At 69.9% G+C, this 24,539-nt stretch carries 15 protein-coding genes and 1 pseudogene; 7 read left to right on the forward strand and 9 right to left on the reverse strand.

The annotated features are described in order from the left end of the window. Nucleotides 1-33: 33 nt before the first annotated feature. Entirely contained in the window at nt 34-1,095 is a 1,062-nt protein-coding gene (locus tag AC07NX_RS03540; RefSeq protein ID WP_494639181.1) for a GGDEF domain-containing protein, read from the reverse strand. A 176-nt stretch (nt 1,096-1,271) separates the two neighbouring features. Between AC07NX_RS03540 and AC07NX_RS03545 the strand changes: the two genes are divergently transcribed. Both AC07NX_RS03545 and AC07NX_RS03550 read left to right on the forward strand, forming a co-directional pair. Next, entirely contained in the window at nt 1,272-2,729 is a 1,458-nt protein-coding gene (locus tag AC07NX_RS03545) for a coniferyl aldehyde dehydrogenase (protein WP_494639183.1), read from the forward strand. Between the two features lie 697 nt (nt 2,730-3,426). Then, a complete protein-coding gene (locus tag AC07NX_RS03550; RefSeq protein ID WP_494639185.1) occupies nt 3,427-4,581 on the forward strand; it encodes a glycosyltransferase family 61 protein in 1,155 nt (384 codons plus the stop codon). Between the two features lie 39 nt (nt 4,582-4,620). Here AC07NX_RS03550 and AC07NX_RS03555 read toward each other — a convergent pair whose 3' ends face one another. From AC07NX_RS03555 to AC07NX_RS03570, 4 genes are all read right to left on the reverse strand, one after another. After that, nucleotides 4,621-6,468 (reverse strand): DEAD/DEAH box helicase, encoded by a 1,848-nt coding sequence (locus AC07NX_RS03555; protein WP_494639187.1) that lies wholly within the window; start codon nt 6,466-6,468, stop codon nt 4,621-4,623. Nucleotides 6,469-6,575: 107 nt separating this feature from the next. Further along, nucleotides 6,576-7,796 carry a winged helix-turn-helix domain-containing protein gene (locus AC07NX_RS03560; protein WP_494639189.1) on the reverse strand — a complete coding sequence of 407 codons (1,221 nt, stop codon included), beginning with the start codon at nt 7,794-7,796 and terminating at the stop codon, nt 6,576-6,578. A 21-nt stretch (nt 7,797-7,817) separates the two neighbouring features. Then, entirely contained in the window at nt 7,818-9,317 is a 1,500-nt protein-coding gene (locus tag AC07NX_RS03565) for a tryptophan halogenase family protein (protein WP_494639191.1), read from the reverse strand. A 79-nt stretch (nt 9,318-9,396) separates the two neighbouring features. Continuing rightward, the gene (locus tag AC07NX_RS03570; protein WP_494639193.1) at nt 9,397-12,156 is read right to left on the reverse strand and encodes a TonB-dependent receptor; all 2,760 of its coding nucleotides are present in this window, start codon (nt 12,154-12,156) and stop codon (nt 9,397-9,399) included. Nucleotides 12,157-12,508: 352 nt separating this feature from the next. Here AC07NX_RS03570 and AC07NX_RS03575 point away from each other — a divergent pair, with 352 nt between their 5' ends. Together AC07NX_RS03575 and AC07NX_RS03580 are read left to right on the forward strand one after the other, a co-directional pair. Then, nucleotides 12,509-14,287 carry an alpha-amylase family glycosyl hydrolase gene (locus tag AC07NX_RS03575; protein WP_494639555.1) on the forward strand — a complete coding sequence of 593 codons (1,779 nt, stop codon included), beginning with the start codon at nt 12,509-12,511 and terminating at the stop codon, nt 14,285-14,287. Next, a complete protein-coding gene (locus tag AC07NX_RS03580) occupies nt 14,284-15,909 on the forward strand; it encodes an alpha-amylase family glycosyl hydrolase (RefSeq protein ID WP_494639195.1) in 1,626 nt (541 codons plus the stop codon). Before AC07NX_RS03575 ends, AC07NX_RS03580 begins: the two co-directional genes overlap by 4 nt. A 19-nt stretch (nt 15,910-15,928) precedes the next feature. Here the strand turns inward: AC07NX_RS03580 and AC07NX_RS03585 are convergent. Further along, nucleotides 15,929-16,988: pseudogene (locus tag AC07NX_RS03585) on the reverse strand (LacI family DNA-binding transcriptional regulator). Nucleotides 16,989-17,286: 298 nt separating this feature from the next. Between AC07NX_RS03585 and AC07NX_RS03590 the strand changes: the two are divergent. Genes AC07NX_RS03590 through AC07NX_RS03600 form a run of 3 tightly spaced genes read left to right on the forward strand, consistent with a single transcriptional unit; the run spans nt 17,287 to nt 22,186 of the window. Further along, nucleotides 17,287-18,846: an MFS transporter gene (locus AC07NX_RS03590; RefSeq protein WP_494639197.1), complete on the forward strand. Its 1,560-nt coding sequence runs from the start codon at nt 17,287-17,289 to the stop codon at nt 18,844-18,846. Nucleotides 18,847-18,887: 41 nt separating this feature from the next. After that, a complete protein-coding gene (locus tag AC07NX_RS03595; protein ID WP_494639199.1) occupies nt 18,888-21,227 on the forward strand; it encodes a glucan 1,4-alpha-glucosidase in 2,340 nt (779 codons plus the stop codon). 50 nt (nt 21,228-21,277) lie between these two features. Further along, nucleotides 21,278-22,186, forward strand: coding sequence for a hypothetical protein (locus AC07NX_RS03600; protein WP_494639201.1), 909 nt, complete (start codon nt 21,278-21,280; stop codon nt 22,184-22,186). On the opposite strand, the gene AC07NX_RS03605 is transcribed toward AC07NX_RS03600, so the two are convergent. The 3 genes from AC07NX_RS03605 to cobT are packed head-to-tail and all read right to left on the reverse strand — an operon-like array spanning nt 22,183 to nt 24,511. Next, nucleotides 22,183-22,698: a tyrosine phosphatase family protein gene (locus tag AC07NX_RS03605; protein WP_494639203.1), complete on the reverse strand. Its 516-nt coding sequence runs from the start codon at nt 22,696-22,698 to the stop codon at nt 22,183-22,185. The two genes, AC07NX_RS03600 and AC07NX_RS03605, sit on opposite strands and share 4 nt — an antisense overlap. Continuing rightward, complete coding sequence (cobS, locus tag AC07NX_RS03610; RefSeq protein ID WP_494639205.1) at nt 22,695-23,453, reverse strand: adenosylcobinamide-GDP ribazoletransferase; 759 nt, start codon at nt 23,451-23,453, stop codon at nt 22,695-22,697. Before cobS ends, AC07NX_RS03605 begins: the two co-directional genes overlap by 4 nt. A 14-nt stretch (nt 23,454-23,467) precedes the next feature. Continuing rightward, a complete protein-coding gene (gene cobT / locus AC07NX_RS03615) occupies nt 23,468-24,511 on the reverse strand; it encodes a nicotinate-nucleotide--dimethylbenzimidazole phosphoribosyltransferase (RefSeq protein WP_494639206.1) in 1,044 nt (347 codons plus the stop codon). Nucleotides 24,512-24,539: the final 28 nt, after the last annotated feature.

The raw sequence follows: 24,539 nt of genomic DNA on the forward strand, positions 1-24,539 counted from the left end.
ATAATTATTCGGCGACGAGATCGTCCGCCGAAATCAGGCCGCGTTGGCCGAGTCCGGCTTGGTCTCGGCGGCGGTGACCCGGTTGCGGCCGCCGCGCTTGGACGTGTAGAGCGCCGCGTCGGCCCGTTCCATGACCGAGTGGCCGGTCTCGCCCGGACGCCGCTCGGCGAACCCCGACGAGATGGTGATCGCGCCCAGGTCCTCGTTGGTCGAGCGGCGCTTGAGCATGCGCGAGGACACCTCGACGCGGATCTCCTCCAGGGTGCCGGCGACCAGGGCGGCCGATTCCCGCGGGAAGATCATCGCGAACTCCTCGCCGCCGTAGCGGGCGGCGAAGCGGGGCGGGGCGGCGACGCGGCCGATGACACTGGCGACATAGCGGATGACCTGGTCGCCGGTCTGGTGGCCCCAGGTGTCGTTGAAGCCCTTGAAATGGTCGATGTCGAGGACGGCCAGGCAAAGGGTGGCGCCGGCCTCGTCGGCTTCCGAGCAGGCGCGATCCAGCTCTTCGTCGAAGGCCTTGCGGTTGGCCAGGTTGGTCAGGCCGTCGGTGGTGGCGTCGCGGCGGACCTGTTCCAGGTGCTCGCGCAGGCGGTCGACCTCGGCGGTGGACTCCGCCAGGCGAGTCTCCAGCGACTTGTTTTCCTTCTGGACGCGACGGGTGGCCTCGGCCAGGCCGCTGACGACGGTCTTGATCTTGTCGACGTCCTGCGAGGCGTCGAGTTCCTTGGCCGCGCCGTTCAGCGTCTTGCCGTAGGCGGTGTTGCTCTTCTGGGCGTCCTGGATGGCCTTGGAGACGGACTCCAGCTCCTTGCTCAGCAGGTCGCCGGCGTCGCGGATCTGTTCGTTCAGCTTGGCCTTGGGCAGGTAGGTGGCGGCCAGTTCCTCGCTGAGCGACTCGGTGAGCGGTTCGCCCAGCGAGATCAGGCGGGTCAGTTCACGGGCCAGGGCGCCGTCGGGATCGGCGACGAAATGAGTCCACAGCTCGAAGTTCAGCGCGGTCGGCCACACCTGATGGCGCTCCATCAGGCCCAGGGCGCGGCCGGCGATCTTGTAGGCCTCTGGGCCGCGCAGCGTGGTCTCGACGTCCGACATCTAAAGTCCCCCAGCAGCGTCGCATCGCCCCGGATGCACGCTTGGAGCCGCTATCTAGGCCGAAGAGTTCAAACGACCGGTTAAGAACGAACGGCGTTCACTTGCTTGTTCCTTTCGCGGCAAGCATTGTTAACAGTGATAAGGTGAGCCTGAAGGCCGCTGGGAGGACTTCGCACGTGAATGCGCCCGCCAATTTCGACCTGGAATCCTCCAAATCCTCGCTTCAGCGCATCCTCGACGCGCAAAAGGCCGCGCACCTGCGACAAGGCGCCCCAACGGCGGAACGCCGCATCGACTGGCTGGACCGCTGCATTGGCCTGCTGGTTGATCACCGGGTCGAGATCGCCGACGCCCTGAACGCCGATTTCGGGGCGCGCTCGAAAGACGCCACGGGCCTGACCGACATCGCCGGCTCGATCGGGCCGCTCAAGTACGCCAAGGAGAACCTCGCCAGGTGGATGCGTCCGGAGCGGCGTAGAACCACGCCGGCGATTCTGGGTCTGTTCGGCGCCAAGGCCGAGGTCCAGTACCAGCCCAAGGGGGTGATCGGCGTGATCAGCCCGTGGAATTTCCCCGTCAACCTGACCTTCGCGCCGCTGGCCGGCGTGTTGGCGGCCGGCAACCGGGCGATGATCAAGCCGTCCGAGTTCACGCCGGCCACGTCCGACCTGATGCGGGCCATGTTCGCCAAGGCTTTCTCGGAGGAGGAAATCGCGGTGATCACCGGCGGGCCCGAGGTCGGCCAGGCCTTCACCAGCCTGCCGTTCGATCACCTGGTCTTCACCGGCGCGACCTCGGTGGCGCGCCACGTGATGCGGGCCGCGGCCGAGAACCTCGTGCCGGTGACCCTGGAGCTGGGCGGCAAGAGCCCGGTGATCCTGTCGCGGAGCGCCGATATGCCCACGGCGGCGGCGCGGATCATGAACGGCAAGACCCTGAACGCCGGCCAGATCTGCCTGGCGCCCGACTATGTGCTGGCCCCGGCCGACCAGGTCGACAGCTTCGTGGCCGAGGCCCGGGCCGCCGTGGCGCGGAGCTTCCCGACCCTCAGGGACAATCCCGACTACACCGCCGTGATCGCCCAGCGCCACTACGACCGGATCAAGGGCCACGTCGAGGACGCCCGGGCCAAGGGCGCGACGATCGTCGAGATCAATCCGGCCGGCGAGGACTTCAGCCAGCAGGAGCACCGCAAGATCCCCCCGACCCTGATCCTCGACCCCACCGACGACATGACGGTGATGCAGGACGAGATCTTCGGTCCGGTGCTGCCGGTGAAGACCTACGGCAAGGTCGAGGAGGCGGTGGACTACATCAACGGCCGCGACCGGCCGCTGGGGCTCTATTGGTTCGGGACCGACACGGCCGAGCGCGACAGGGTGCTGGACCGCACGACCAGCGGCGGGGTCACGGTCAACGACGTGGTCTTCCACGTCGCCCAGGAGGACCTGCCGTTCGGCGGCGTGGGGCCGGCGGGCATGGGCGCCTATCATGGGCGCGACGGCTTTCTGGAGTTCAGCCACAAGAAGGCGGTGTTCCACCAGCTCAGGAAGGACATCGCGCCCATGCTGGCCCTGCGGCCGCCCTATGGCGTGGGGATCCGCAAGTACCTGGCGGCGCAGATCAAGCGATAGGTCGTGGCTAATACTTGCCCCCTACGGACCGTTTGGCGATCGTCTTCCGCCAAAGGGGAAGGGCCGTGGGGTCGCGCCGCCAGGTGGGAGCAAGTGGGTGTGATCTCACGCAGGAAACCCGCTGAGCTTGATGGGAAGGGGTGCGAAGCGCCCGGGCCTCGCCCGGAGCAGCTTTGATGTGAATACCGTTTCGACGAAGTGCAGGCGCTTCGCGCGGTCGTTATCCGGAAGCCTTCGGATCGCGGATTTTTAACCCGCTCCGATGGAGGCCCCCGACGGGCGGAGAGTTGGCTCTCTCCGGACCGCCTGGGCGATTTCAGCCCAGGCCTGGCGCGTTCGCCGATCCTCCGCCGCCTGGGCTTCGTCCCGACCGAGGGGAACCTGCCCAGGACCGTCGCGAGGGGCGCCATCCAAGGCAACCGACAAACGCTTCCCGCTCGACCACCCCCGAAAGCCATCTGGTCGCCGGCCGGACGCCCTTCCCGTGCTTTCAGGTGAGATCAGGATACGGGGGGTTTGGAAGGGTGAGGATGAAATCGGGTCGAAAAAGTTCAGGGCGTTGAAAACGCTGAACTCTACCGGCTATCCGCCGAGCGTAAGGAGATGCCGATGGAGACACACACAGGGCTGCGTCTCCGCACCGCGCGCTTTCGCGGCCCACATTGCGTCGCGCCGATTCCCGTGATCGAAAGCCGGTATGCGCCAGGCCACGCCGCTCCGGATCGTCGACGAGGCCAGCGTCCTGCCGGCGATGGAGGCCGAGGCCTTTGATCGGGCGACGACGCTGCTGGATCGCCAGGCGCGGTTCGAACTGGCCGAGGCGGAAGAGGCCGTCACCGAGGCTTTCGCGCTGGGAGGCGCGGCGCTGGCCAGCTGGCCGTTCGAACACCGCCCGCCGCCGGCCCGGCCGATCTCGCTGTGCCTGGCGCGAGACGTCCATCACCTGCCGGGTTTCGGCGCGATCGTGACCGCCGACGGGGCCGTGCTGAAGGCCTCGGCGCGCGAGGCGATGGAGCGTTGGCCGAGCCTTTCGGGCCTGCCCGGCGCTCGGGTGGAGGACGGCGTCACGCATCTGGCGATCGCCGACGCGCCGCCCAGCCTCGACCGCGCGTCGGTGTTCATGGCCTGGGGCGGCAACTTCAACTACGGGCATTTCGTCCTCGACTGCCTGCCGTCCCTGGTGGCGCTGGACGAGCAGGGGCTGCTGGACCGGTTTCCGCCGATCGCGCCGCGCCTGAAGGCCTGGCAGCGCGACCTGATCGCCATGGCGGTCGCCAGGCCGGTGCGGGAGTTGAACGACGACGTCGTGCACATCGGGACGGTGGTCCACGCCACCAGCATGGATCACTATCTGCACGGTCCGGGTGACCTGCTGGCCAGGACCCGGGCGCGGATTCTCGCGGCCGCGCCGATGCCTCGAACCCGTGGCCGGCGCCTCTATTTCTCGCGCCGCGGCCACTCGATGCGGGTGATGATCAACGAGGCGGCGCTGGAGACCGCGCTGCGGGCCCGGGGCTTCGAGATCGTCAGGCCCGAGCGCCTGGGTGTCGCGGCCCAGGTTCGGATGATGCGGGAGGCCGAGGTGGTGGTCGGTCCGACGGGCGCGGCCATGACCAACGCCCTGTTCGCCGCGACCGGGGCGCGGATCATCGAGATCCAGCCGGAGAACTTCACCAGCCAGTGGGTGTGGGCGGCCAGCCGGCGGGCCGGGGCGGAATGGCGCGGCTATGTCTGCGCATCGCCCGTGTCACCCGACCGGGTGGCTTGGAGCCACCGCATTCGTCGCGGCTTCCGTTTCGGCTACGAGATCCCGCTGGCCGACTTCTTGTCCTTCGTCGACGCGGCGTTCTGAACGAGGACGGGACGCGCGGGCCTCGCGCGTCCCCGGATCCTAGTCCTCGCTGTCGCTGACCGGCGCCAGGCGCGGCGGGGCGCGCATCAGGAACGCCGGGGTGTCGTTGCCGAAACCCACCACGCGACGATCGTCGTCGTCTTCGCGACCACGAACCGGCTGGACGCCACGCACCGGCAACGGGGCGTTGGGGCGCGGGGAACGCTCGGCTTCGGCGCGTTCCGGGGCGCGCTCGGGCCGAGGCGCGCGTTCGGCTTCGGCGCGGGGTTGTTCGGTCCGCTCCGGACGGCGATCACGACCGCGTTCACGGCGGGCCGGACGGTCGCCCTCGGCGCGTTCCGGACGCGAGGTCCGTTCGGCGGGCGGAGCGGCCTCGACGGCCGGCGGCTCGGCGAGGGTGTCCTGTTCGACGCGCGGCTGGCGGCCGCGGTCGCGCGAGGAACCGCCACGATCGCGACGGGGCTTCTCGCCAGCGGGCGTGTCGGCTTCCGGCGCCTCGGCGGCGACGGACGGCGCCGCTTCGCCACGCGGCTTGCGGACGCGGGCAGGGCGCTTGGTCAGCGCTTCGCCGGGAGCCGACGGGATCGGCTCGCCGGCGATCGCGGCCTCGAGGTTGGCGGTGGCGACGTCCGAGGGCTCGGTCGGGGCGCGGTTGCGATCCCGGTCGCGGCCCCGTTCACCGCCGCGCGAGCGGTCGCGATCACGGCCGCCACGCTTGCTGTCGCCTTCGCGGCGGACGGTCACGGCGTTGGAGTAGTCGAGGTCGAGCTTTTCTTCCTGCGGCGTCGAGCCGATCAGCTTGACCACCTTGTCGAAGCCCTTGTCGTCCGACGGGGTGACGAGCATGTAGGTGATGCCCGAACGCCCGGCCCGGCCGGTGCGGCCGATGCGGTGGACGTAGTCGTCGGCGTGGTGGGGGACGTCGTAGTTGAAGACGTGGCTGACGGCCGGGATGTCCAGGCCGCGCGCGGCGACGTCCGAGGCGACCAGGATCTTCAGGGAGCCGTCGCGGAAAGCCGCCAGGGTCTTCATGCGCTGGCTCTGGTCCAGGTCGCCGTGGATGGCGGCGGCGTCGAAGCCGTGGCTCTTCAGCGACTTGGCGACGATGTCGACCTCGGTCTTGCGGTTGCAGAACACGATGCCGGTCTCGATCTGGGCCTTCTCGATCAGGGCTCGCAGCGCCAGGCGCTTGGCCTTGGGATCGGACGACGGCACCTTGACCAGCAGCTGGGTGATGTTGGCGTTGGTCGTGGCCGGCTTGGCGACCTCGATCCGCACCGGATCCTTGAGGAACTGCTTGGTCAGCCGGGTGATTTCCGGCGGCATGGTCGCCGAGAAGAACAGGGTCTGCTTCTTGGGCGGCGTCATCTTGAAGATGCGCTCGATGTCCGGAATGAAGCCCATGTCCAGCATGCGGTCGGCTTCGTCGACCACCAGGAACTGCACGCCGGTCATCAGCAGCTTGCCGCGTTCGAAATGGTCGAGCAGGCGGCCGGGGGTGGCGATCAGCACGTCGACGCCGCGGTCCAGCTTCTTTTCCTGGTCGCCGAACGACACGCCGCCGATCAGCAGGGCCCAGGACAGCTTGGTGCCCTTGGCGTACTTCTCGAAGCTGGACGCGACCTGGTCGGCCAGTTCGCGGGTCGGGGCGATGACCAGGGCGCGCGGCATGCGCGCCTTGGCGCGGCCGGTCATCAGCTTGTCGATCAGGGGCAAGGTGAAGGCGGCCGTCTTGCCGGTGCCTGTCTGGGCGATGCCCAGGACGTCCTGTCCGGCGAGGGCGACGGGGATCGCCTGGGCCTGGATCGGGGTGGCGGTCGTATAGCCGGTGTCGGCGACCGCTTGAAGGGTCGTGGGCGAAAGCCCGAGTTCGGAAAATTCTGTCATGTCATTCTGGCTGAAATTCAGAGCCACCCGTATTTGGGCGAACGGGTGGCGCGGATTCGCCTGACCTGCTCCGAAGCTGGGGATAAATAGGCTTTGGCCCGCCAAAGTCAATCGTTGGCGGTTTCCGCCGCCAGGGCCGGGCTCAGGTCGCCGCTGGCCGCAACCGTGACGCCGGCAAGGCCCAGCCACCCGGCCATGAGCCGCAGTTCGGCGGCCAGGGCGGCGGGCGTCGCGGCGTTCGCCGTCGGCTCGCGATGGGCTGACAGCACCCGCAGCAGGCCCGCCTTGCGGTCCGCCTTCAGGTCGACCCGGGCGGTGATCGCCTCGCCCTGCAGGAACGGCAGCACGTAGTAGCCGTGCATGCGCTTGGGGGCGGGGGTGTAGATCTCCAGCCGGATGCGGACGTCGAACAATCGCTCGGCCCGCTCGCGGAACCAGATCAGATTGTCGAACGGCGAGAGCAGGGCGTTGGCGGTGATCCCGCGCGGCCGCCGGGCGTCGGGCGCCAGATAGGCCGGCTGGTCCCAGCCCTCGACGCTCACCGGCGCCAGGTCGCCCGCCTCGACCAGTTCGGCGACGCCTTGGCGCGCGTCGGCCACCCCCATGCGGAAATAGTCGCGCAGGTCGCGCTCGGTGGCCACGCCCATCGCCCGGGCCGCGCGGCGCAGCAGGACGCGATGGGCCTCGGCGCGAGACGGGGTCGGCGCGGACCACACCGCCTCGGGCAGCACGTCCTGGGGCGGTCCGTAGACGCGCTCGAACGTCCCGCGTCGGGTGGCGGTGGTCAGCTCTCCGGCCCAGAACAGGCACTCGGTCGCCCGCTTGGCCTCGCTCCAGCCCCACCAGCCGCCCTGGCCGCGCTCGCCCAGCTCCAGTTCGCCGGCCGAGAGCGGGCCGCGTTCGTGGATGGCCGCCAGCGCCTTGTCGATGAACGGCCGGTGCTCGGTCAGGAACCGGGCGACGCCCTTCCAGACCCCGACGCCCTGGCGCGCGTCCTCCATGCGCCAGCGCAGCAGAGGCTGCAGGTCCAGCGGCATCAGCGAGGCCTCGTGGCCCCAGTACTCGAACAGCGTCGGCGTCCTGCCCCAGGCCAGGTCCTCCAGCAGGGCGCGCGGATAGGCGCCCAGGCGGGAGAACAGCGGCAGGTAGTGCGAGCGCGAGACGACGTTGACGCTGTCGATCTGCAGCACGGCCAGCCGCTCGATCAGGGCGATCAGGTGGCGTCGCGTCGGCTTGGCGGGGCGCTTGTCCGCGAACCCCTGGGCGGCCAGGGCGATGCGGCGGGCTTGCTTGTGGGACAGGGTCTCGACCATGGGCCGAATGAGCATGGCCGGGCGACCGGTGGCAAGCTACCGGGCCGCGCGCTGCTGACGGAGGAAGTCACCATGGTGGGGCAGGGCGGCCGCGTCGTCGGCGGTGATCTTGCGCAGGTCGGCCAGGAAGCCCAGCAGCTGGTCGTCGGTGAGCTGGCCGGCCATCGGATGGCGGTCGGCCGGCGTCACGCCCTGGCCGATCAGCACCTGCAGCCAGCTGGCCTCCAGGAACAGGTCGTCGGGCTCGCGGAACAGCCGGCCGTGGGTGCGGAAGAGTTCGACCTTGCGGGTCAGCTCGGCGGGAACGGCCCGCTCGCGACACGTCTTCCAGAACGGCTCGTCGCGCTGGTTGGCCCAGTAGTGCAGCACCAGGAAGTCGCGGATGCGCTCGAACTCGAGGCCCGCCTGGCGATTGTACTCGTCGATGTCTCGCTGGGCGAAGTTCTTGTCCGGGAACAGGTTCAGCAGGCGCGACAGGCCCGACTGGACCAGGTGGATGCTGGTCGATTCCAGCGGCTCCATGAACCCGCTGGCCAGGCCCAGGGCCAGGACGTTCCGGTTCCAGAACCGCTTGCGGCGGCCGGTGACGAACGTCAGGGTCCGGGGCTCGGCCAGCGGCTCGCCTTCGAGATTGGCCATCAGTTGCGCCGTCGCCTCGTCCTCGCTGACGAAGCGGCTGCAGAAGACGTGGCCGTTGCCGGTGCGATGCCGCAGCGGGATCCGCCATTGCCAGCCGGCGGGGCGGGCGATGGCCTGGGTGTAGGGACGGGGCGGCCCGACATTGGCCGTGGGCACGGCGACGGCCCGGTCGCAGGGCAGCAGGTCGGACCAGTCGTCGTAGCCGGTCTTCAGCGCCTGTTCGATCAGCAGGCCGCGAAAGCCCGAGCAGTCGATGAAGAAGTCGCCCTCGGCGACCTCGCCGCTGTCCAGCGTCACCGAAGCGACGAAGCCGTCGGGCTCGCGCAGCGTCGTGTTCAGGATCCTGCCCTCGGTGCGCGTCACGCCGAGGCGTTCGGCGTAGCCGCGCAGGTGAAGGGCATAGAGCGCGGCGTCGAACTGGAAGGCGTAGGTCAGCGGTTCGCCGCCGCCGCCGCTCCTGCGGACCGCGCGATCGAAACGTCCGGCCAAAGCGGCCTGGGCGTTCAGGCTGTAGTCCCACAGCGCATGGCGGTCGCCCCTCCGCCGCCCCTCCAGCCAGTAGTGGTGGAAGGGGGCGGCGCCCAGCGAGCGTCCGATCTCGCCGAAGGCGTGAATGTAGGCTTGGCCGGGGGCGCGCCAGTCGACGAACTCGATCCCCAGCTTGATCGTGCCCTCGGTGGCGGCGAGGAAGGCGTTCTCGTCCAGGCCCAGGAAGGCGTTGAAGCGCAGGATCTGGGGAATGGTGGCCTCGCCGACCCCGACGGTTCCGATCGCCTCGGATTCCACCAGCCGGATGCGGACCGTGTCGCCCAGCGCCCGGGCCAGCAGCGCCGCGCTCATCCAGCCCGCCGTGCCGCCGCCGACCACGATCACGGACCTGATCCTGTTGTCGGTCATCCCGAGCCTCGCCCTTCGCCCATCCGCAAAAGAAAATCCCCGCCGGACGCGCCGGCGGGGAGGTGCAGGAGGGATCTGTCTAGAACCGGTACGAAACCCCGACCATGTAGGTGGTGCCGTACTTCTGATAGTCGACGGTCCGGCGAGGATCGCCGTTCTCGTAGGTCTTGAACGGCTCGTCGGTGATGTTGTTGGCCTGCAGCAGGATCGACAGGCCCTCGAGCGGCCCCTGGCGGAATTCGTAGCCGATCTGGGCGTCCAGCACGGACTCGGTGTCGACGGTCCGATAGATCCGCGCGGCGCTGAGGCCGGCGACCTCGCCCAGGAACTTGCTGCGATAGCGATTGCTGATCCGGGCGTTGAAGCCGTTGTTCTCGTAGTAGAACGTGGTGTTGATCACCTTCTTCGACAGGCCGGGCATGTCGATCGGGGCCGAGTTCTCGTCCAGCTTGACCGAGCTGTCGGTGTACGAGCCGCTGATGATCAGGCCGAAGTTGCGCAGGGGTTCGAAGAAGATGTCGCCCTGGATCGAGGCCGACAGTTCGATGCCCCGGATGTAGCCGCCCTTGCCGTTCTCCGGCCCCTTGGCCAGGCCCTGGGTGGTGCCCAGGGCCGCCTGCTGCGCCGGGCTGAGCAGGGGCACGAAGGCCGAGAAGTCCTCGAGGTGCGAAGAGCTGGAGTTCACGAAGTTCGACAGCTTCTTGTAGTAGGCCGCGGCCGAGATATAGGCCGAGCGGCCGAAATACTTCTCCAGCGACAGGTCGACGCCGTCGGCGATGTAGGGGCGCAGCGCCGGATTGCCGCCTTCGGTGCTGAAGTACGAATTGTTCGGGTCGGTCGAGGTGAGGTTGCCGGCGTTCATGTTGAACGACTGGCTGGCGCGCAGTTCGTCCATCCGGGCCCGCGCCAGGGTGCGGGCCGCGCCGAAGCGCAGGAACGTCTCGTTGCTCAGGTCGAACGTCAGGTTCAGGCTGGGCAGCACATAGGTGTACTTGTCGCCGCCGTCGTTATTGGCGGGGTGGGCCGTGTCGGCCGGATTGACGCGCGTGCCGGTCGAGGACTGGTCGGTATGGACCACCTGCAGGCCGGTGTTGCCGGTGACCGGGATGCCGCCGACCGCGCTGTCGATGTTGAACTTGGCGTAGGCGATCTGCACGTCTTCCTTCACCGCCCAGTTGCGGGTCTGGACGGCCGGGTTCTGGTCGGCGACCAGCGTGTAGTAGCCGTTGTCGAGCAGGTAGGTCGGGTCATAGGCCAGCATGGCCTTGATGCCGATCAGCTCGAGGCTGACCGTGCCGAGCAGCGCTTCCTTGGGGATGGCGCGGCTGAGCGGCGCGCCGTCGGCGATGCGGCCGCCGAAGGTCAGGAAGCTTTCGTGCACTTCCTTGGACTTCTCGCGGCGGCTGGCGTTGTAGCCGAACTCGACCTTGTTGATGGGGCCCCAGGCCAGGTCGCGCTTGGCGCTCAGGCGGATGGCGTTCAGCTCATCCTTGATCGAGGGGGTGTTGTAGAAGCCCGCCTGGGTCAGGGCCCCGCCGGCCGCGCCCGCGCCCCAGCCCTGCGGGTCGGTCAGCATGAACAGGGTCGGGTCGGTGTAGTCCAGGCTGGAGCCGAACGTGGTGCCCGCGCCCGGCGTGGTGTTGAAGGTCATGGTGTCGGTGGCGCCGACGCCGGAAGGACCGGTGCCGGAATAGGATTCGAAGATCACGTCGGTGCGCTTGGCGTCCGAATGGCTGAGGTCGGCCGCCAGGGTCCAGCCGTTGTCGGTGTCGTAGGCGATGTTCCAGCCGGCCGACTTCAGCGTGGTGCGGCGAGTGTTGAGGTCGTTGCGCATGACCCCCTTCACGCCGGTGTAGGTCCCGTTGGTGATCAGGCCGTCCTGGGCGGTGTAGCCGGGCTGCAGCGTGGCCGAGCTCCAGAAGAGCGGCAGCTCGATGCCGCGCAGGATCTGCTTCTCGCGGAACTTCGAATAGTAGAGATCGAGCGAGGTGCGGAACTTGTCGGTCGGGTTGTATTCCAGCACGCCGATCACGCCGGTGCGCTTGAGGTTGTTGGACTGCACATACGGCTTGGCCCCGCCGATGACCAGGTCGCCGGAAGCGGTGGTCGGATAGCCCCACGCGTTGAAGCGCCGGCTCTGGGTCGGGGTCGAGATGTCCGAGACCGCGATGGCGACGCCCAGGGTGTCGTTCAGGAACTGGTCGACGAAGGTGGCGCTGAGGCGGTGGCCGGTGTCCTTGCCGTCCGGGTTCAGCTTGTCCTCGCTGTTGAACTCGTAGCGGGCGTTGGCCGACAGGACTTTCTTGCCGTACTTCAGCGGGCGGATGGTCTGCAGGTCGGCGGTGCCGGCCAGGCCCTGGCCGATCAGGGCGGCGTCCGGGGTCTTGTAGACCAGCACGCCGCTGAGGATTTCCGACGGATACTGGTCGAACTCGACGCCGCGGTTGTCGCCGGTCGAGACCTGCTCGCGGCCGTTCAGCAGCACGGTGTTGTAGTCCGGACCCAGGCCGCGGATCGAGATCGACTGGGCGCGGCCGTCAAGGCGCTGGGCGGTCAGGCCGGGCAGGCGGGCCAGGGATTCGGCGATCGAGGTGTCGGGCAGCTTGCCGATATCTTCGGCCGACACGGCCTCGACGATGGAGCTGGAGGACTTCTTCAGCGCGATGGCGTTCTCGATGCCCGCGCGGATGCCGGTGACGGTGATTTCCTCGACGGTGTCGGGGCTCGGCGCGGGGGCTTCCTGGGCCCGCGCGGCGCCGGCGGCCGTCAGCAGCAGGGCGAGGCCAGTGGCGGCTCCGCTCATCAGTCGCGTTCGGCGCGGCATGGAATTGGTCGTCATCAGGGGCTCCCTCCCAATCGGCTCCCGCGGTTGCGCCGCGATGATCCAAGCTTCGTTGTGAAAATTACTGCAAACAATTGCCCGGAATTGCAACTGCAAAAATGGACAAAATGTCATGTGCGGCGTTCTGGGTTCGACACTCGAGGGAGTTTTGTCCACTTTTCGTGATGATCTATGGGTTTCCGGCTCCGCTTAAGCGCCGATTGACACGCTGCGAGGGTTCTGCAAATTGTTGCAAATCAAGGATCGGCGCCGCATCGACCGGTCTTCGCAAGCCAGAGGGACGGGGCGCGTGGAAATCGGGAGGGCATGGGTGAGTCGATCGGTGCGGGCCGCGCTGGTCGCCGCCGTGATGATCGGGGCCGGTGGGGCTCAGGCCGCGCCGGCCGCGCGCGCCGCCTATCTCGAACGTCCGCCGAGCGACGAGGTGATCTATTTCGTCCTGCCCGACCGGTTCGCCAACGGCGAGGCCGCCAATGATCGGGGCGGCCTGGCGGGCGATCGCCTGAAGACCGGCTTCGATCCGTCCGACAAGGGGTTCTATCACGGCGGCGACCTGGCCGGCCTGACCGCCCGGCTCGACTATATCCAGGGCCTGGGCGCGACGACGATCTGGCTGGGGCCGATCTTCCGGAACAAGGTGGTGCAGGGCTCGCCCGGCCAGGAGTCGGCCGGCTATCATGGCTACTGGATCACCGACTTCACCGACGTGGATCCGCACTTCGGCACGCGGGCCCAGCTGAAGACCTTCGTCGACGCCGCCCATGCGCGCGGCCTGAAGGTCTATCTGGACATCGTCGCCAACCACACCGCTGACGTCATCCAGTATCGCGGCTGCCCGGCGACCGGCTGCGACTACCGTTCCAAGGCCGACTATCCCTTCGTCCGCCAGGGCGGCGTCGCGGGCGCGGCCATCAACGACGGCTTCCTCGGGGACCAGGCGGGGCGGCGGACGGCCCGGAACTTCGCGCGGCTGACGCGAGCCGACTTCGCCTACGCGCCCTACGTCCCCGAGGCGGAGGCGACGGTCAAGAAGCCGGCCTGGCTGAACGACCCGATCTGGTACCACAACCGCGGAAACAGCCGGTTCGTCGGCGAGAGCTCGACCTATGGCGATTTCTCGGGCCTGGACGACCTGGCCACCGAGAACCCGCGTGTCGTGCAGGGCTTCATCGACATCTACGGCCAGTGGATCGACGACTTCGGGATCGACGGCTACCGGATCGACACCGCCCGCCATGTGAATCCCGAGTTCTGGCGGGCCTTCGTGCCGGCCATGCTGGCCCGGGCCAGGGCGAAGGGGATCCCGAACTTCCACATCTTCGGCGAGGTGGCGGAAACCGAACCCGGAATGCTGGCCAGGTTCACGCGGGTGGACGGCTATCCGGCCGTGCTCGATTTCGCCTTCCAGCGCGCGGTGGCCGACGTCGTCAACGGCAAGGCCGGGACCGAGGCCCTGGCCCACCTGTTCGCGCAGGACGCGCTCTATGAGGGCGGCGAGACGGCCGCGCTGCAGCTGCCGACCTTCCTGGGCAATCACGACATGGGCCGGATCGGCTGGTTCGTGCGCGCCGCCCATCCGGAGGCTTCGGGCGAGGAGATCGCCCGTCGCGTGGTCCTGGCTCACGCCCTGCTGATGTTCACCCGCGGCGTCCCGGTCCTCTACTACGGCGACGAGCAGGGACTGGCGGGGGAAGGCGGCGACAAGGACGCTCGCCAGGACATGTTCGCGACCCGGGTGGCGGCCTACGGCGCGGCCAGGCTGGTCGACGGCGCTTCGGCCGCGGGCGACCACTTCAGGACCGACGGGGCGCTCTACCAGGCGATCTCGGCCATGGCGCGGCTGCGCGCCGCCGAGCCGGCCTTGCGCGGCGGTCGACAGGTCGTGCGGGCCGCCGGCGACAAGCCGGGCCTGTTCGCCGTGTCCAGGACGACCGGGGCCGGCGAGGTGCTGGTGGCGTTCAATACGGGCCTGACGCCGATCGCCGCCCAGGTCGAGGTCGATGCGACCTCGCGGACCTGGCGATCCGCCCACGGATCCTGCCCCCTGGCCGCCACGGCCCCCGGCAGCTATCGGGTCGAGATCGGCCCGCTCGATTACACGATTTGCGTTTCGGAGGTTGGCCAGTGACGGTCGAGACCCTTTCAAAGCCGTCCGTCGACCGGGCCCACGACCGCGACTGGTGGCGCGGCGCGGTGATCTACCAGATCTATCCGCGCAGCTTCGCCGACTCCAACGGCGACGGGGTGGGCGACCTGCCGGGCGTCACCGCCCATCTGGAGCACGTGGCCTCCCTGGGCGTGGACGCCATCTGGCTGTCGCCGTTCTTCACCTCGCCGATGAAGGACTTCGGCTACGATGTCTCCAACTACGAGGACGTGGATCCCATCTTCGGGACCCTGGCCGACTTCGATCGCCTGATCGAGAAGGCCCACGCCCTGGGCCTGAAGGTGATCATCGACCAGGTGTTCTCGCACACCTCCGATGAGCACCCGTGGTTCAAGGCCAGCCGCCAGGATCGCACCAATCCCAAGGCCGACTGGTACGTCTGGGCCGACGCCAAGCCGGACGGCTCGCCGCCCAGCAACTGGCAGTCGGTGTTCGGCGGGCCGTCCTGGACCTGGGACGCGCGCCGTCGCCAGTACTACCTGCACAACTTCCTCTCCGCCCAGCCTGACCTCAACGTCCACAACCCCCAGGTCCAGGACGCCCTGGTCGCCGCCTCGCGGTTTTGGCTGGAGCGCGGGGTGGACGGCTTCCGCTTCGACGCGATCAATTTCGCGATGCACGACCAGGCCCTGACCGACAATCCGCCGATCCTGGACGGCGAGGGCAAGCGCACCCGGCCGTTCGACTTCCAGCACCACTTCCACAACCAGTCGCACGACGACATCCCGGCCTTCCTCACTCGGCTGCGCCAGCTGGGCGAGTCGTACGGCGGCCGGTTCCTGGTGGCCGAGGTCGGGGGCGAGCGGGCCGACAGCGAGATGAAGCTGTACACCCAGGGCCCCGACCGCCTGCACAGCGCCTATGGCTTCCTCTACCTCTACGCCGACACCCTGGCGCCGGCGCTGATCCGGCAGGGCGCGGCCATGTGGCCGGGCGGGGAAGGGCAGGGCTGGCCGTCCTGGACGTTCTCGAACCACGACGCGCCGCGGGCGGTGTCGCGCTGGGCCCGGGGCCGGGATCCCAAGGCCTTCGCCGAGATGGCGCTGCTGCTGCTGGTCGCCCTGCGCGGCAACGTGTTCATCTACCAGGGCGAGGAACTGGGCCTGCCCCAGGCCGAGGTGCCCTACGACCGGCTGCGCGATCCCGAGGCGATCGCCAACTGGCCCGAGACCCTGGGACGCGACGGGGCCCGCACGCCGATGCCCTGGGTCGCCGTGGCCGCCCATGCGGGCTTCTCGAAGGTCGAGCCCTGGCTGCCGATCGATCCGTCGCACATCGACCTGGCCGTCGACCGCCAGGAGCGCGACGGCGACTCCACCCTGAACCTGACCCGCCGGGTGGTGGCCCTGCGCCGCCAGCTGCCGGGCCTGCGGACGGGCGACATGGCCCTGGTCGACGCGCCCGAGCCCCTGCTGGTCTTCCTGCGCGGGGAGGGCGTCGACCCGGTGCTGTGCGCCTTCAACCTGGGCTTCGAGACCGTGGCCTGGGAGCCGCCGGCCGGCTGGCGGATCGTCGAGGGCGTCAACCTGGCGGGCGAGGGCGCGCTGCCGCCCATGGCGGGCCTGGTGGCCGTCAGAAGCTAGTGTTTCGCCACGGGGACGCCTACCCGCCGCAGGACTCGCGGATGATCAGGTCGGTCGGCACGCGCTCCGAGCGGCTGGCGCCCTGGCCGCTGGCGTCCAGCAGCTTGGACACCATCAGCCGGCCCGCCTTGGCGGTGTCCTGCGAGATGGTGCTGAGCGCGGGACGCGAATAGCGGGCGAACGGCACGTCGTCATAGCCGATCACGGAGACGTCGCGCGGGGTCGACAGGCCCGCGTGCTGCAGGGCGCGGATGGCCCCCAGGGCGATCAGGTCGGAGGCCGCGACCACGCCGTCGAACTTCACCCCGCGCTGAATGAGAGAGTCGACGCTGGCCTCGGCCGACTCGACCTCGAAATGGGCCGGCACGATCAGCTCGGGATCGACGCCCAGGCCGAACTGCTCGACCGCGTCCAGATAGCCGCGGTGGCGCTGCATGGCCTCGGGCGCCTCGGTGTCGCCGAGGAAGACGATGCGCTTGCGGCCCAGGCGCGCCAGGTGCAGCGTCGCGCGCCTGGCGCCCAGCGGGTTGTCCGAGCCCACCGAGCAATAGGCCTGGTCGGGCAGTTGCGCGCCCCAGACCACGAAGCGGCCCTCGGTCTCGGCCAGCCGGTTGAAGGCGGTGTGCAGCCAGCTCTGGCCCAGGAAGATCACGCCGTCGGCGCGGCTGGTGGTCATGGCCGCCGACAGGTCCTCGAAGCTGGTCGGGGCGACGTGGCTGATCATCAGGTCGCAGCCGCGCTCGCGCGCCGCCTCGCCGACCCCGGCCAGCAGTTCCAGGAAGAAGGGGTCCGACAGCCGGCCCTCGCGGCCCTGCGGGCGGGGCACCACGATGGCGATCGTGCCCTCGGCGCCGATCGGGCCGGCGGGCATGTAGCGCCGGAACGGATAGTCCATCTCGCGCGCCAGCTTCCAGATCAGCTGCTTGGTGCGGGTGTTGACGGCCGGGCTGTCGTTCAGCGCCCGAGAGGCCGTGGAGATCGATACGCCGGCCAGCCTGGCCAGGTCTTCCAGCCGCGTCGCGCCCTTGGTCACTGTCCCGCCCCGTCCGTCGCCCGTTGCTGCAAAATTTGCCGCAAATCTTTTCAGACCTTTGTTAAGGCGCCGGGGCGGTGGTTTTCAAGCGCCGTCGCCGGGGGCGGCGGACACCGCTCGCCGGGGTCTTGAAAATTTCTGCAATTTCTTGGCGCTTCGGCGACCGTTGGCGCGCCGCTCCTGGCCGGTCCGGGCGCGATGCTTCCGACAATGATGGCGTCATAATCCCGCCAACACTCGGAAATTCCGTTGCCAGCGGGATCGGCGCATGCGCAAATGCGCCCGTACAAAGCGCTGAAAAAGTTTGCGCAAAGTTCCGGCCAACGGAGCTTGAAGGGGGAGCGATGGCGACCAAGGCCCGGCTGAATATCTTCCAGATCTGGAACATGTGCTTCGGGTTCTTCGGGATCCAGATCGGCTTCGGCCTGCAGAACGCCAACACCTCGCGAATCTTCCAGGGCCTCGGCGTCGAGGTGAACCACCTGGCCATCCTGTGGATCGCCGCCCCGGCCACCGGCCTGCTGGTCCAGCCCATCATCGGCTATCTCAGCGACAAGACCTGGGGGCGCCTGGGCCGGCGCCGTCCGTACTTCTTCTGGGGCGCGATCCTGACCAGCGCCGCCCTGCTGGTCATGCCCAACGCGCCCGTGCTGTGGATCGCCGCGGCCGCCCTGTGGGTGATGGACGCCGCGATCAACATCACCATGGAGCCGTTCCGGGCCTTCGTCGGCGACAACCTGCCCGACGAGCAGCGCGCCGCGGGCTACGCCATGCAGAGCTTCTTCATCGGCGCGGGCGCGGTGCTGGCCTCGGCCCTGCCATGGATGCTGACCCACTGGTTCTCGGTCAGCAACGTGGCCGAAGGCGGCGGCGCGCCGCCTTCGGTGCACATCGCCTTCTACGCCGGGGCGGCGGGCTTGCTGCTGTCGGTGCTGTGGACGGTGTTCACCACCCGCGAATACAGCCCCGAGCAACTGGCGGCCTTCGAGGCGTCGGAGCGGGCCCTGAAGGGCGGGACGCCGACGGCGGCAGACGCGCCGACCCGGACCGTCCGCGCCTATCTGGTCGGCGGCCTGGCCTGGACGCTGGCCGGCCTGCTGCTGGCCGCCGCGATCTTCGCCACGCGCCTGGAGAAGGAGCTCTACGTGCTGGCCGGCATGATCGGCCTGTTCGGCCTGGCGCAGGTCGTGGCCGGTCTGCTGCGACGCGCCGGGCGGACCGCCAACGGCTTCTCCGAAGTGGTCGAGGACCTGTTCCGCATGCCGGCCACCATGAAGCAGCTGGCGGTGGTGCAGTTCTTCTCCTGGTTCGGCCTGTTCGCCATGTGGATCTACACCACGCCGGCCGTCGCCGCCTTCCACTATCACGCCGCCGACACCGCCTCGCGGGCCTATAACGACGGCGCCGACTGGGTGGGGGTGCTGTTCGCCATCTACAACGGCGTGGCGGCCCTGGCGGCCCTGGTGATCCCCCTGGTCGCCCGCGCCGTCGGCCGCAAGGCCTGCCACGCCCTGTGCCTGGGCCTGGGCGGCCTGGGCCTGGCGGCGTTCCCGCTGATCCGCGAGCCGGGCCTGCTGTGGATCCCGATGATCGGCGTCGGCTTCGCCTGGTCGTCGATCCTGTCGGCCCCATACTCGATCCTGTCGGGCGCGCTGCCGGCCGCGAAGATGGGGGTCTATATGGGCATCTTCAACTTCTTCATCGTCATCCCGCAGCTGCTGGCCGCGACCCTGCTGGGCCTGCTGCTCAAGGCGTTCTTCGGCGGCGAGGCGATCTGGGCCCTGGGGCTGGGCGCGGCCGGGATGCTGGCGGCCGCCGCCTGCGTGTTCCGGGTCCGCGACATCGGCGAGCCCAAGGCGTCGCCGGCCAGGGCGTCGTCGCCCGAAGCGCTTTCCAAAGCCTGATCCGCGTCCTGATCGACGCCATCCTTTCATGAGGTAGTTCCATGCGTTGCCTGAAGATGCTCGCCCTGGCCTCGGTCGCCGCGACGGCCCTCGGCGCGGTCGCTCGCGCCGAGACCCCGACCACCTGGGCCTATGCCGCCAAGACCGGTGTCGGCGCGTCGTACGAGGCCTATGTCGACGGCGCCTACAAGGACGGCGGGCCGACCGGCGCGGTGTCGAAGGTGTGGTTCTCGATCGCCGACGGGACCCTGACCGAGACCATGTACGGCCTGATCCACGAGGCTCAGATCAAGCAGCTCCGCGTGGCCGTGAAGACCGCGACCGGCCTGGCCGTCGAGGGCGCCGACACCACCAGCAAGACCGAATATCTGCATCTCGACGCCGCCGGCCGGCCGCTGTCGCCGGCCTACAAGGTGACCACCACCGACCGGCGGGGCCGGTTCGAGATCGAGAAGCGGATCTTCACCGACCCCGACCGCAACGCCCTGTTCGTGCGGGTCACCATCCGCGCCCTGAAGGGACCGGTGACGCCGTTCCTGGTGCTGGAGCCGCACATGGCCAACACCGGCGGCGGCGACACCGGCGCGGCCAGCCCCGCCGCCCTGACCGCCCATGAGGGCAAGGCGTTCCTGAGCCTGAAGGGCGGCCAGCCGTTCGTGAAGGCCGTCGCCGCGCCGCTGGGCGCCGACGCCCTGGCGGCCGTGAAGTCCGCGACCCCGGCCGGCGCCGCCTCGGCCCAGGGCGCGATCGTCCTGACCGCCCAGCTGCCGCGCCAGGCCTCGGGCGAGGCGACCTATGACTTCGCCATCGGCTTCGGTGGCGACGCGGCGGCCGCCGACAAGGCCGCCGCCGCCACGCTGAAGACCGGCTATGACGAGGTGCTGGCCCGCTACAATGGCGAGGGCGACCGCGTCGGCTGGGAGGACTATCTGGCCTCGCTGACCGAGCTGCCGCGCCTGCGCGAGGCCTCCGAGGACGGCGGCAAGCTGGTCCAGGCCAGCGCCCTGATGCTGAAGGTGCAGGAGGACCGCACCTATGCCGGCGCCCTGATCGCCTCGCTGTCCAATCCGTGGGGCGACACCGTCGACGCGTCCAAGCCCTCGACCGGCTACAAGGCCGTCTGGCCGCGCGACTTCTACCAGTGCGCCATGGCCCTGGCGGCGCTGGGGGACAAGGAAACCCCATTGGCCGCCTTCCACTACCTGCCGCAGGTGCAGGTCAAGGCCGACACCAAGGGCAACAGCGGCGTCGGCGGCTGGTTCCTGCAGAAGACCTGGGTCGACGGGACCACCGAATGGGTCGGCGTGCAGCTGGACCAGACGGCCATGCCGATCATGCTGGGCTGGAAGCTGTGGAAGCTGGGCTGGCTGCCCGAGGCGGACCTCAAGGTCTATTACGGCAAGATGATCAAGCCGGCGGCCGACTTCCTGGTCGGCGGCGGCAAGGTCGGGATCGGCTGGAACCACGAGACGATCAAGCCGCCGTTCACCCAGCAGGAGCGCTGGGAGGAGCAGGGCGGCCATTCGCCCTCGACCACGGCCGCGACCATCGCCGGCCTGGTCACGGCGGGCGACATCGCCGAGCTGGCCGGCGACACGGCCGGCGCGGCCCGCTATCGCGCCACGGCCGACGCCTATTCGGCCAAGGTCGAGGCGCGGATGGTCACCACCAAGGGGCCGTTCGGCGACGGGACCTACTATGTGCGCCTGAACCAGAACGAGGACCCCAACGACCACGCCCCGATCGGCGCCGCCAACGGCCAGATCGCCCCGCCCAAGGACCAGGTGGTCGACGGCGGGTTCCTGGAGCTGGTCCGCTACGGCGTGCGCCGGGCCGACGATCCGGCCATCGTCGGCAGCCTGCCGGAACTGGACGACACCACGCGCGAGGACCTCTACCGGGTGCGCTACGACTTCACCTTCCCGGGCGTGGCGGGCGAGTTTCCGGGCTGGCGGCGCTACGACGTCGACGGCTATGGCGAGGACGCCAGGACCGGCGCCAACTACGGCGTCGGCGGCCAGATGAGCCCGGGCCAGCGCGGCCGGGTCTGGCCGATCTTCACCGGCGAGCGCGGCCATTACGAACTGGCCCTGGCCGGCCTGAACGGCAAGCCGGACGTGGCGGCGGTGCGGAGGATCCGCGACCGCTACGTCAAGGCCATGGAGCTGTTCGCCAACGAGGGCCTGCTGATCCCCGAACAGGTCTGGGACGGCATCGGCCCCAACCCGCACGGCTATGTTCGCGGCGAAGGCACCGACTCAGCTACACCCCTGGCCTGGTCGCACGCCGAGTACGTCAAGCTGCTGCGCTCCGTCAGCGACGGCCAGGTCTGGGACCGCTACGATCCGGTGGCGACGCGTTACGCGAAGTCGGGGTCGTAACTTCCCGATATCCGGACGCTTTCTAGCGCCGCCTGACCTTGGAGACCGCCATGGACGACGCCCCTATCTTTCGGAACCGGGCGTCGGCGGCGCTGGCCTTGGCGCTGACCGCCGTCGCGACGCTGGGCGTGGACCCCGCGGGCGCGGCGGAGTGGTGGTACGTCAACCAGGGCCAGGACCGGGTGATGCTGGTCGACGTGGCGTCGATCACGCGCGAACGCGGCCTGCTGTCCTACTGGAACACCCAGGTCATCGTCGACGGCGCCGAGGACGGCGTGCGCATGACCAAGAGCTATATGGCGGCCGACTGCGCCAAGGCCCGTGGCGGGTGGGGGATGAATGTCCGCTATGATCGCGACGACCGCCAGATCGATGTCGACAGCCTGGCCAAGCCCGTCCTGGCGGCGGTGGAGCCCAGCACCCTGGGCGAGGCCGAGCTGAACTTCGTCTGCGCCGACCCCGGCGCCCGGGAAGCGGCGGGCGCCTTCGCGGTCGCGATCGATGTTCGGACCTTCGCCGACGCCCTGATCGCCGCCGACGACGAAGCGCCCCGCGCGGTGTACGAGCGTCTGGCCGCCGATCCGGCCACGCCGATCGTCCGTTCCACCGCGCCGGGGACCGAAACCTTCGGCCGCCGCCAGACGGCCAAGACGGGCCAGCCCCTGGTCCCGCCACGCGACTACGCCAAGGGGATCGAGGTTCCCAAGGCGGCGGACTATCCCGCGGCCAGCGCCGGCGACGTCTATGACGTCACCTTCGAGGGCCTGGACGCCGGAGAGATGACGTTCGAGGTGCGAGGCTACGGCGTGGATGACCTGATCCATCCCGCCATGGGGCAGCGGGAACGCTTCCCCGCCGACCTCAAGGCGATCCAGATCCGCGACCTGGCCATCCAGGTCGATGCGGTCTCGACGGACGCCATCACCTATCGCGTGCGCGTCGAAAGGCCCGCGTCTTAGACGTTGCCAAGAGGCAGCTCGAACAGCGCGCCTTCGAACGTCTCGGCGCCGCGGCCGATCTCGGCGATCGCCGCCGACATCCGGCCGGCCCGGCCCAGCGCCGCGTCGGCCAGGCTGACCAACAGTCGGTTCGGCGTGGCGTAGGGCGCGGCGGCGCGCAGGGCCTGGGCGATGTCGCGCTCGGACCGCTGGGGCGCGCGTTGGCAGGCGATGATGAAACCCGCCGCCGTCGAACGGCTGACCCCGGCCCAGCAGTGGACCAGCATCGGCCGGGCCGGGTCCCAGCCCGCGGCGAAGTCCAGCAGCCGGGCGACCCGGGCGGCGTCGGGAGCGATCAGACCCTCGCGGGGCTCGGTGATGTCGTGGAAGGCCAGGCGCAGGTGGGCGTCGTCGGCCTCCGACACGGGCCAAGCCTTGTCGTCGGTGGGCGACAGCAGGCTGATCAGGTGCGACGGCCGGTGCAGGGCCCGCGCCGTCTCGACCTGGCTGAGCGGGCAGACCAGCAGGGTCATGGCGCCGCCAGCAGCGCCGAGACGCCCAGCAGCACGCCCAGCTCGCAGGCCTGCTCGATCCCGCCCAGAACGTCGCCGGTGTGGCCGCCGATCAGTCGCCGGGCCGTCAGGGCTAGGGCCGCCGCCAGGACCGTCCCGACCGCCGCCCCGGCCAGGCCCGGCCAGCCCAGCAGCGCCAGCGGCCACAGGCCCAGCCCGGTGGCGATCAGCAGCTCGAAGGGGCGCACCCCGTCCGGCGCGGGCTTGTACTTGGCGTCGTCGCGGTCACTGACGTGACGGCCCAGCACCATGACCGCCACGGCGGCGACGCGGCCGGCGCCGTGGGCGGCGACCAGGGCCAGGGCGGCGGTCGCCAGGGGCAGGGTCGCCAGGGCGGCGACCTTGATCGCCAGCACCAGGCCCAGGGCCAGGACGCCGTAGGTCCCGATCCGGCTGTCCTTCATGATCTCCAGCCGCCGGGCCGGGGTCTGGCCGCCGCCCAGGCCGTCGGCGGTGTCGGCTAGGCCGTCCTCGTGGAAGCCGCCGGTCACCAGCACCCCCGACGCCACGGCCAGCAGGGCCGGCAGGACGCCGCTCCACAGCTGTCCGGCCGCCAGCAGCACGCCGGCCCCGACCGCGCCCACCAGGATCCCGACCAGGGGGAAGTAGCGGGCGGCGCGGGTGATCCAGTCGGGCTGGAAGTCGGCGAACGACGGGGCCGGCAGGCGGGTCAGGAACTGCACGGCGCAGAAGAACAGCTTCAGCTGACGCGGCATCGGCCCCGACCCGTCTAGCCGCCGGCCAGGACGTCGGCCAGGGCGGCGACGTCGGTCAGCAGGTTGGCGGCCGCCGCCAGCAGCGGGGCGGCCAGGGCCGCGCCGGTGCCTTCGCCCAGCCGCAGGTCCAGGTCCAGCAGCGGCCGGACGCCCAGGGCGGCCAGCATCGCCGGATGGCCGCGCTCGGCCGAGCCGTGGGCGAAGACGCAATAGTCCAGGGCGGCGGGGACCAGGCGGACGGCGGCCAGGGCCGCGGCCGTGCTGATGAAGCCGTCGACCAGCGCCACCCGCCGCATCGAGGCCGCGCCCAGCACCGCGCCGGCCATCATGGCGATCTCGCAGCCGCCGAACTGGGCCAGGACGTCCAGGGGCAGGGTCGCGTCCGAGCGCTGGGCGGCGCGGGCGATGGCGGCGCGCTTGCGGGCCAGGCCCTCGGCGTCGTGCCCCGTACCCAGGCCGACGCAGGCGTCGAGCGGGGCGGGGGCCAGGCGGTGCATGACCAGGGCGGCCGAGGCGGTGTTGCCGATGCCCATCTCGCCCAGGGCGATGACGTCCGCGCCGTCGGCGGCCGCCGCGCGGGCGATGTCGGCGCCCCTGAGCAGGGCCGCCAGGACCTGCTCCGGCGTCAGGGCCGGCTCGCGGGCGGCGTTGCGGGTTCCGCGGGCGATCTTGGCGGCGATCAGGTCGGGATGGTCGGGCAGGTCGGCGTCGACCCCGGCGTCGACCACGCGGACCCGGACGCCCGAGGCCCGGGCGAAGGCGCTGACGCTGGAGCGGCCCGACAGGAACAGCCCGACCATGGCGGCCGTGACGCTGGACGGATAGGCCGAGACGCCTTCCTGGGTCAGGCCATGGTCGCCGGCGAACACGTAGAGATCGGTGCGGGCGATGCGCGGGTCCGGCCGGTTCTGGATCAAGCCGATCCGCACCGCCAGGTCCTCGATCCGTCCCAGCGACCCCGGCGGCTTGGCCTTGCCGTCCAGCAGGGCCCGCAGGGTGGGTTCGAGCGTGGCGTCGACGGGCGTGATGGCGGCGGTGAGGGCGGGCAGGGTGGTCATGGCGAGATCCTGGATAGACGAGGCGGGG

This window comes from Caulobacter sp. GW821-FHT09A05 (assembly GCF_059418465.1).

Bases quoted from the DNA above. Each gene is read 5' to 3' on its own strand.
- AC07NX_RS03540 (WP_494639181.1), bottom strand. From the start codon at position 1,095: ATGTCGGACGTCGAGACCACGCTGCGCGGCCCAGAGGCCTACAAGATC.
- AC07NX_RS03550 (WP_494639185.1), top strand. From the start codon at position 3,427: ATGCGCCAGGCCACGCCGCTCCGGATCGTCGACGAGGCCAGCGTCCTG.
- AC07NX_RS03555 (WP_494639187.1), bottom strand. From the start codon at position 6,468: ATGACAGAATTTTCCGAACTCGGGCTTTCGCCCACGACCCTTCAAGCG.
- AC07NX_RS03560 (WP_494639189.1), bottom strand. From the start codon at position 7,796: ATGCTCATTCGGCCCATGGTCGAGACCCTGTCCCACAAGCAAGCCCGC.
- AC07NX_RS03565 (WP_494639191.1), bottom strand. From the start codon at position 9,317: ATGACCGACAACAGGATCAGGTCCGTGATCGTGGTCGGCGGCGGCACG.
- AC07NX_RS03570 (WP_494639193.1), bottom strand. From the start codon at position 12,156: ATGACGACCAATTCCATGCCGCGCCGAACGCGACTGATGAGCGGAGCC.
- AC07NX_RS03575 (WP_494639555.1), top strand. From the start codon at position 12,509: ATGATCGGGGCCGGTGGGGCTCAGGCCGCGCCGGCCGCGCGCGCCGCC.
- AC07NX_RS03590 (WP_494639197.1), top strand. From the start codon at position 17,287: ATGGCGACCAAGGCCCGGCTGAATATCTTCCAGATCTGGAACATGTGC.
- AC07NX_RS03595 (WP_494639199.1), top strand. From the start codon at position 18,888: ATGCGTTGCCTGAAGATGCTCGCCCTGGCCTCGGTCGCCGCGACGGCC.
- AC07NX_RS03600 (WP_494639201.1), top strand. From the start codon at position 21,278: ATGGACGACGCCCCTATCTTTCGGAACCGGGCGTCGGCGGCGCTGGCC.
- AC07NX_RS03605 (WP_494639203.1), bottom strand. From the start codon at position 22,698: ATGACCCTGCTGGTCTGCCCGCTCAGCCAGGTCGAGACGGCGCGGGCC.
- cobS (WP_494639205.1), bottom strand. From the start codon at position 23,453: ATGCCGCGTCAGCTGAAGCTGTTCTTCTGCGCCGTGCAGTTCCTGACC.
- cobT (WP_494639206.1), bottom strand. From the start codon at position 24,511: ATGACCACCCTGCCCGCCCTCACCGCCGCCATCACGCCCGTCGACGCC.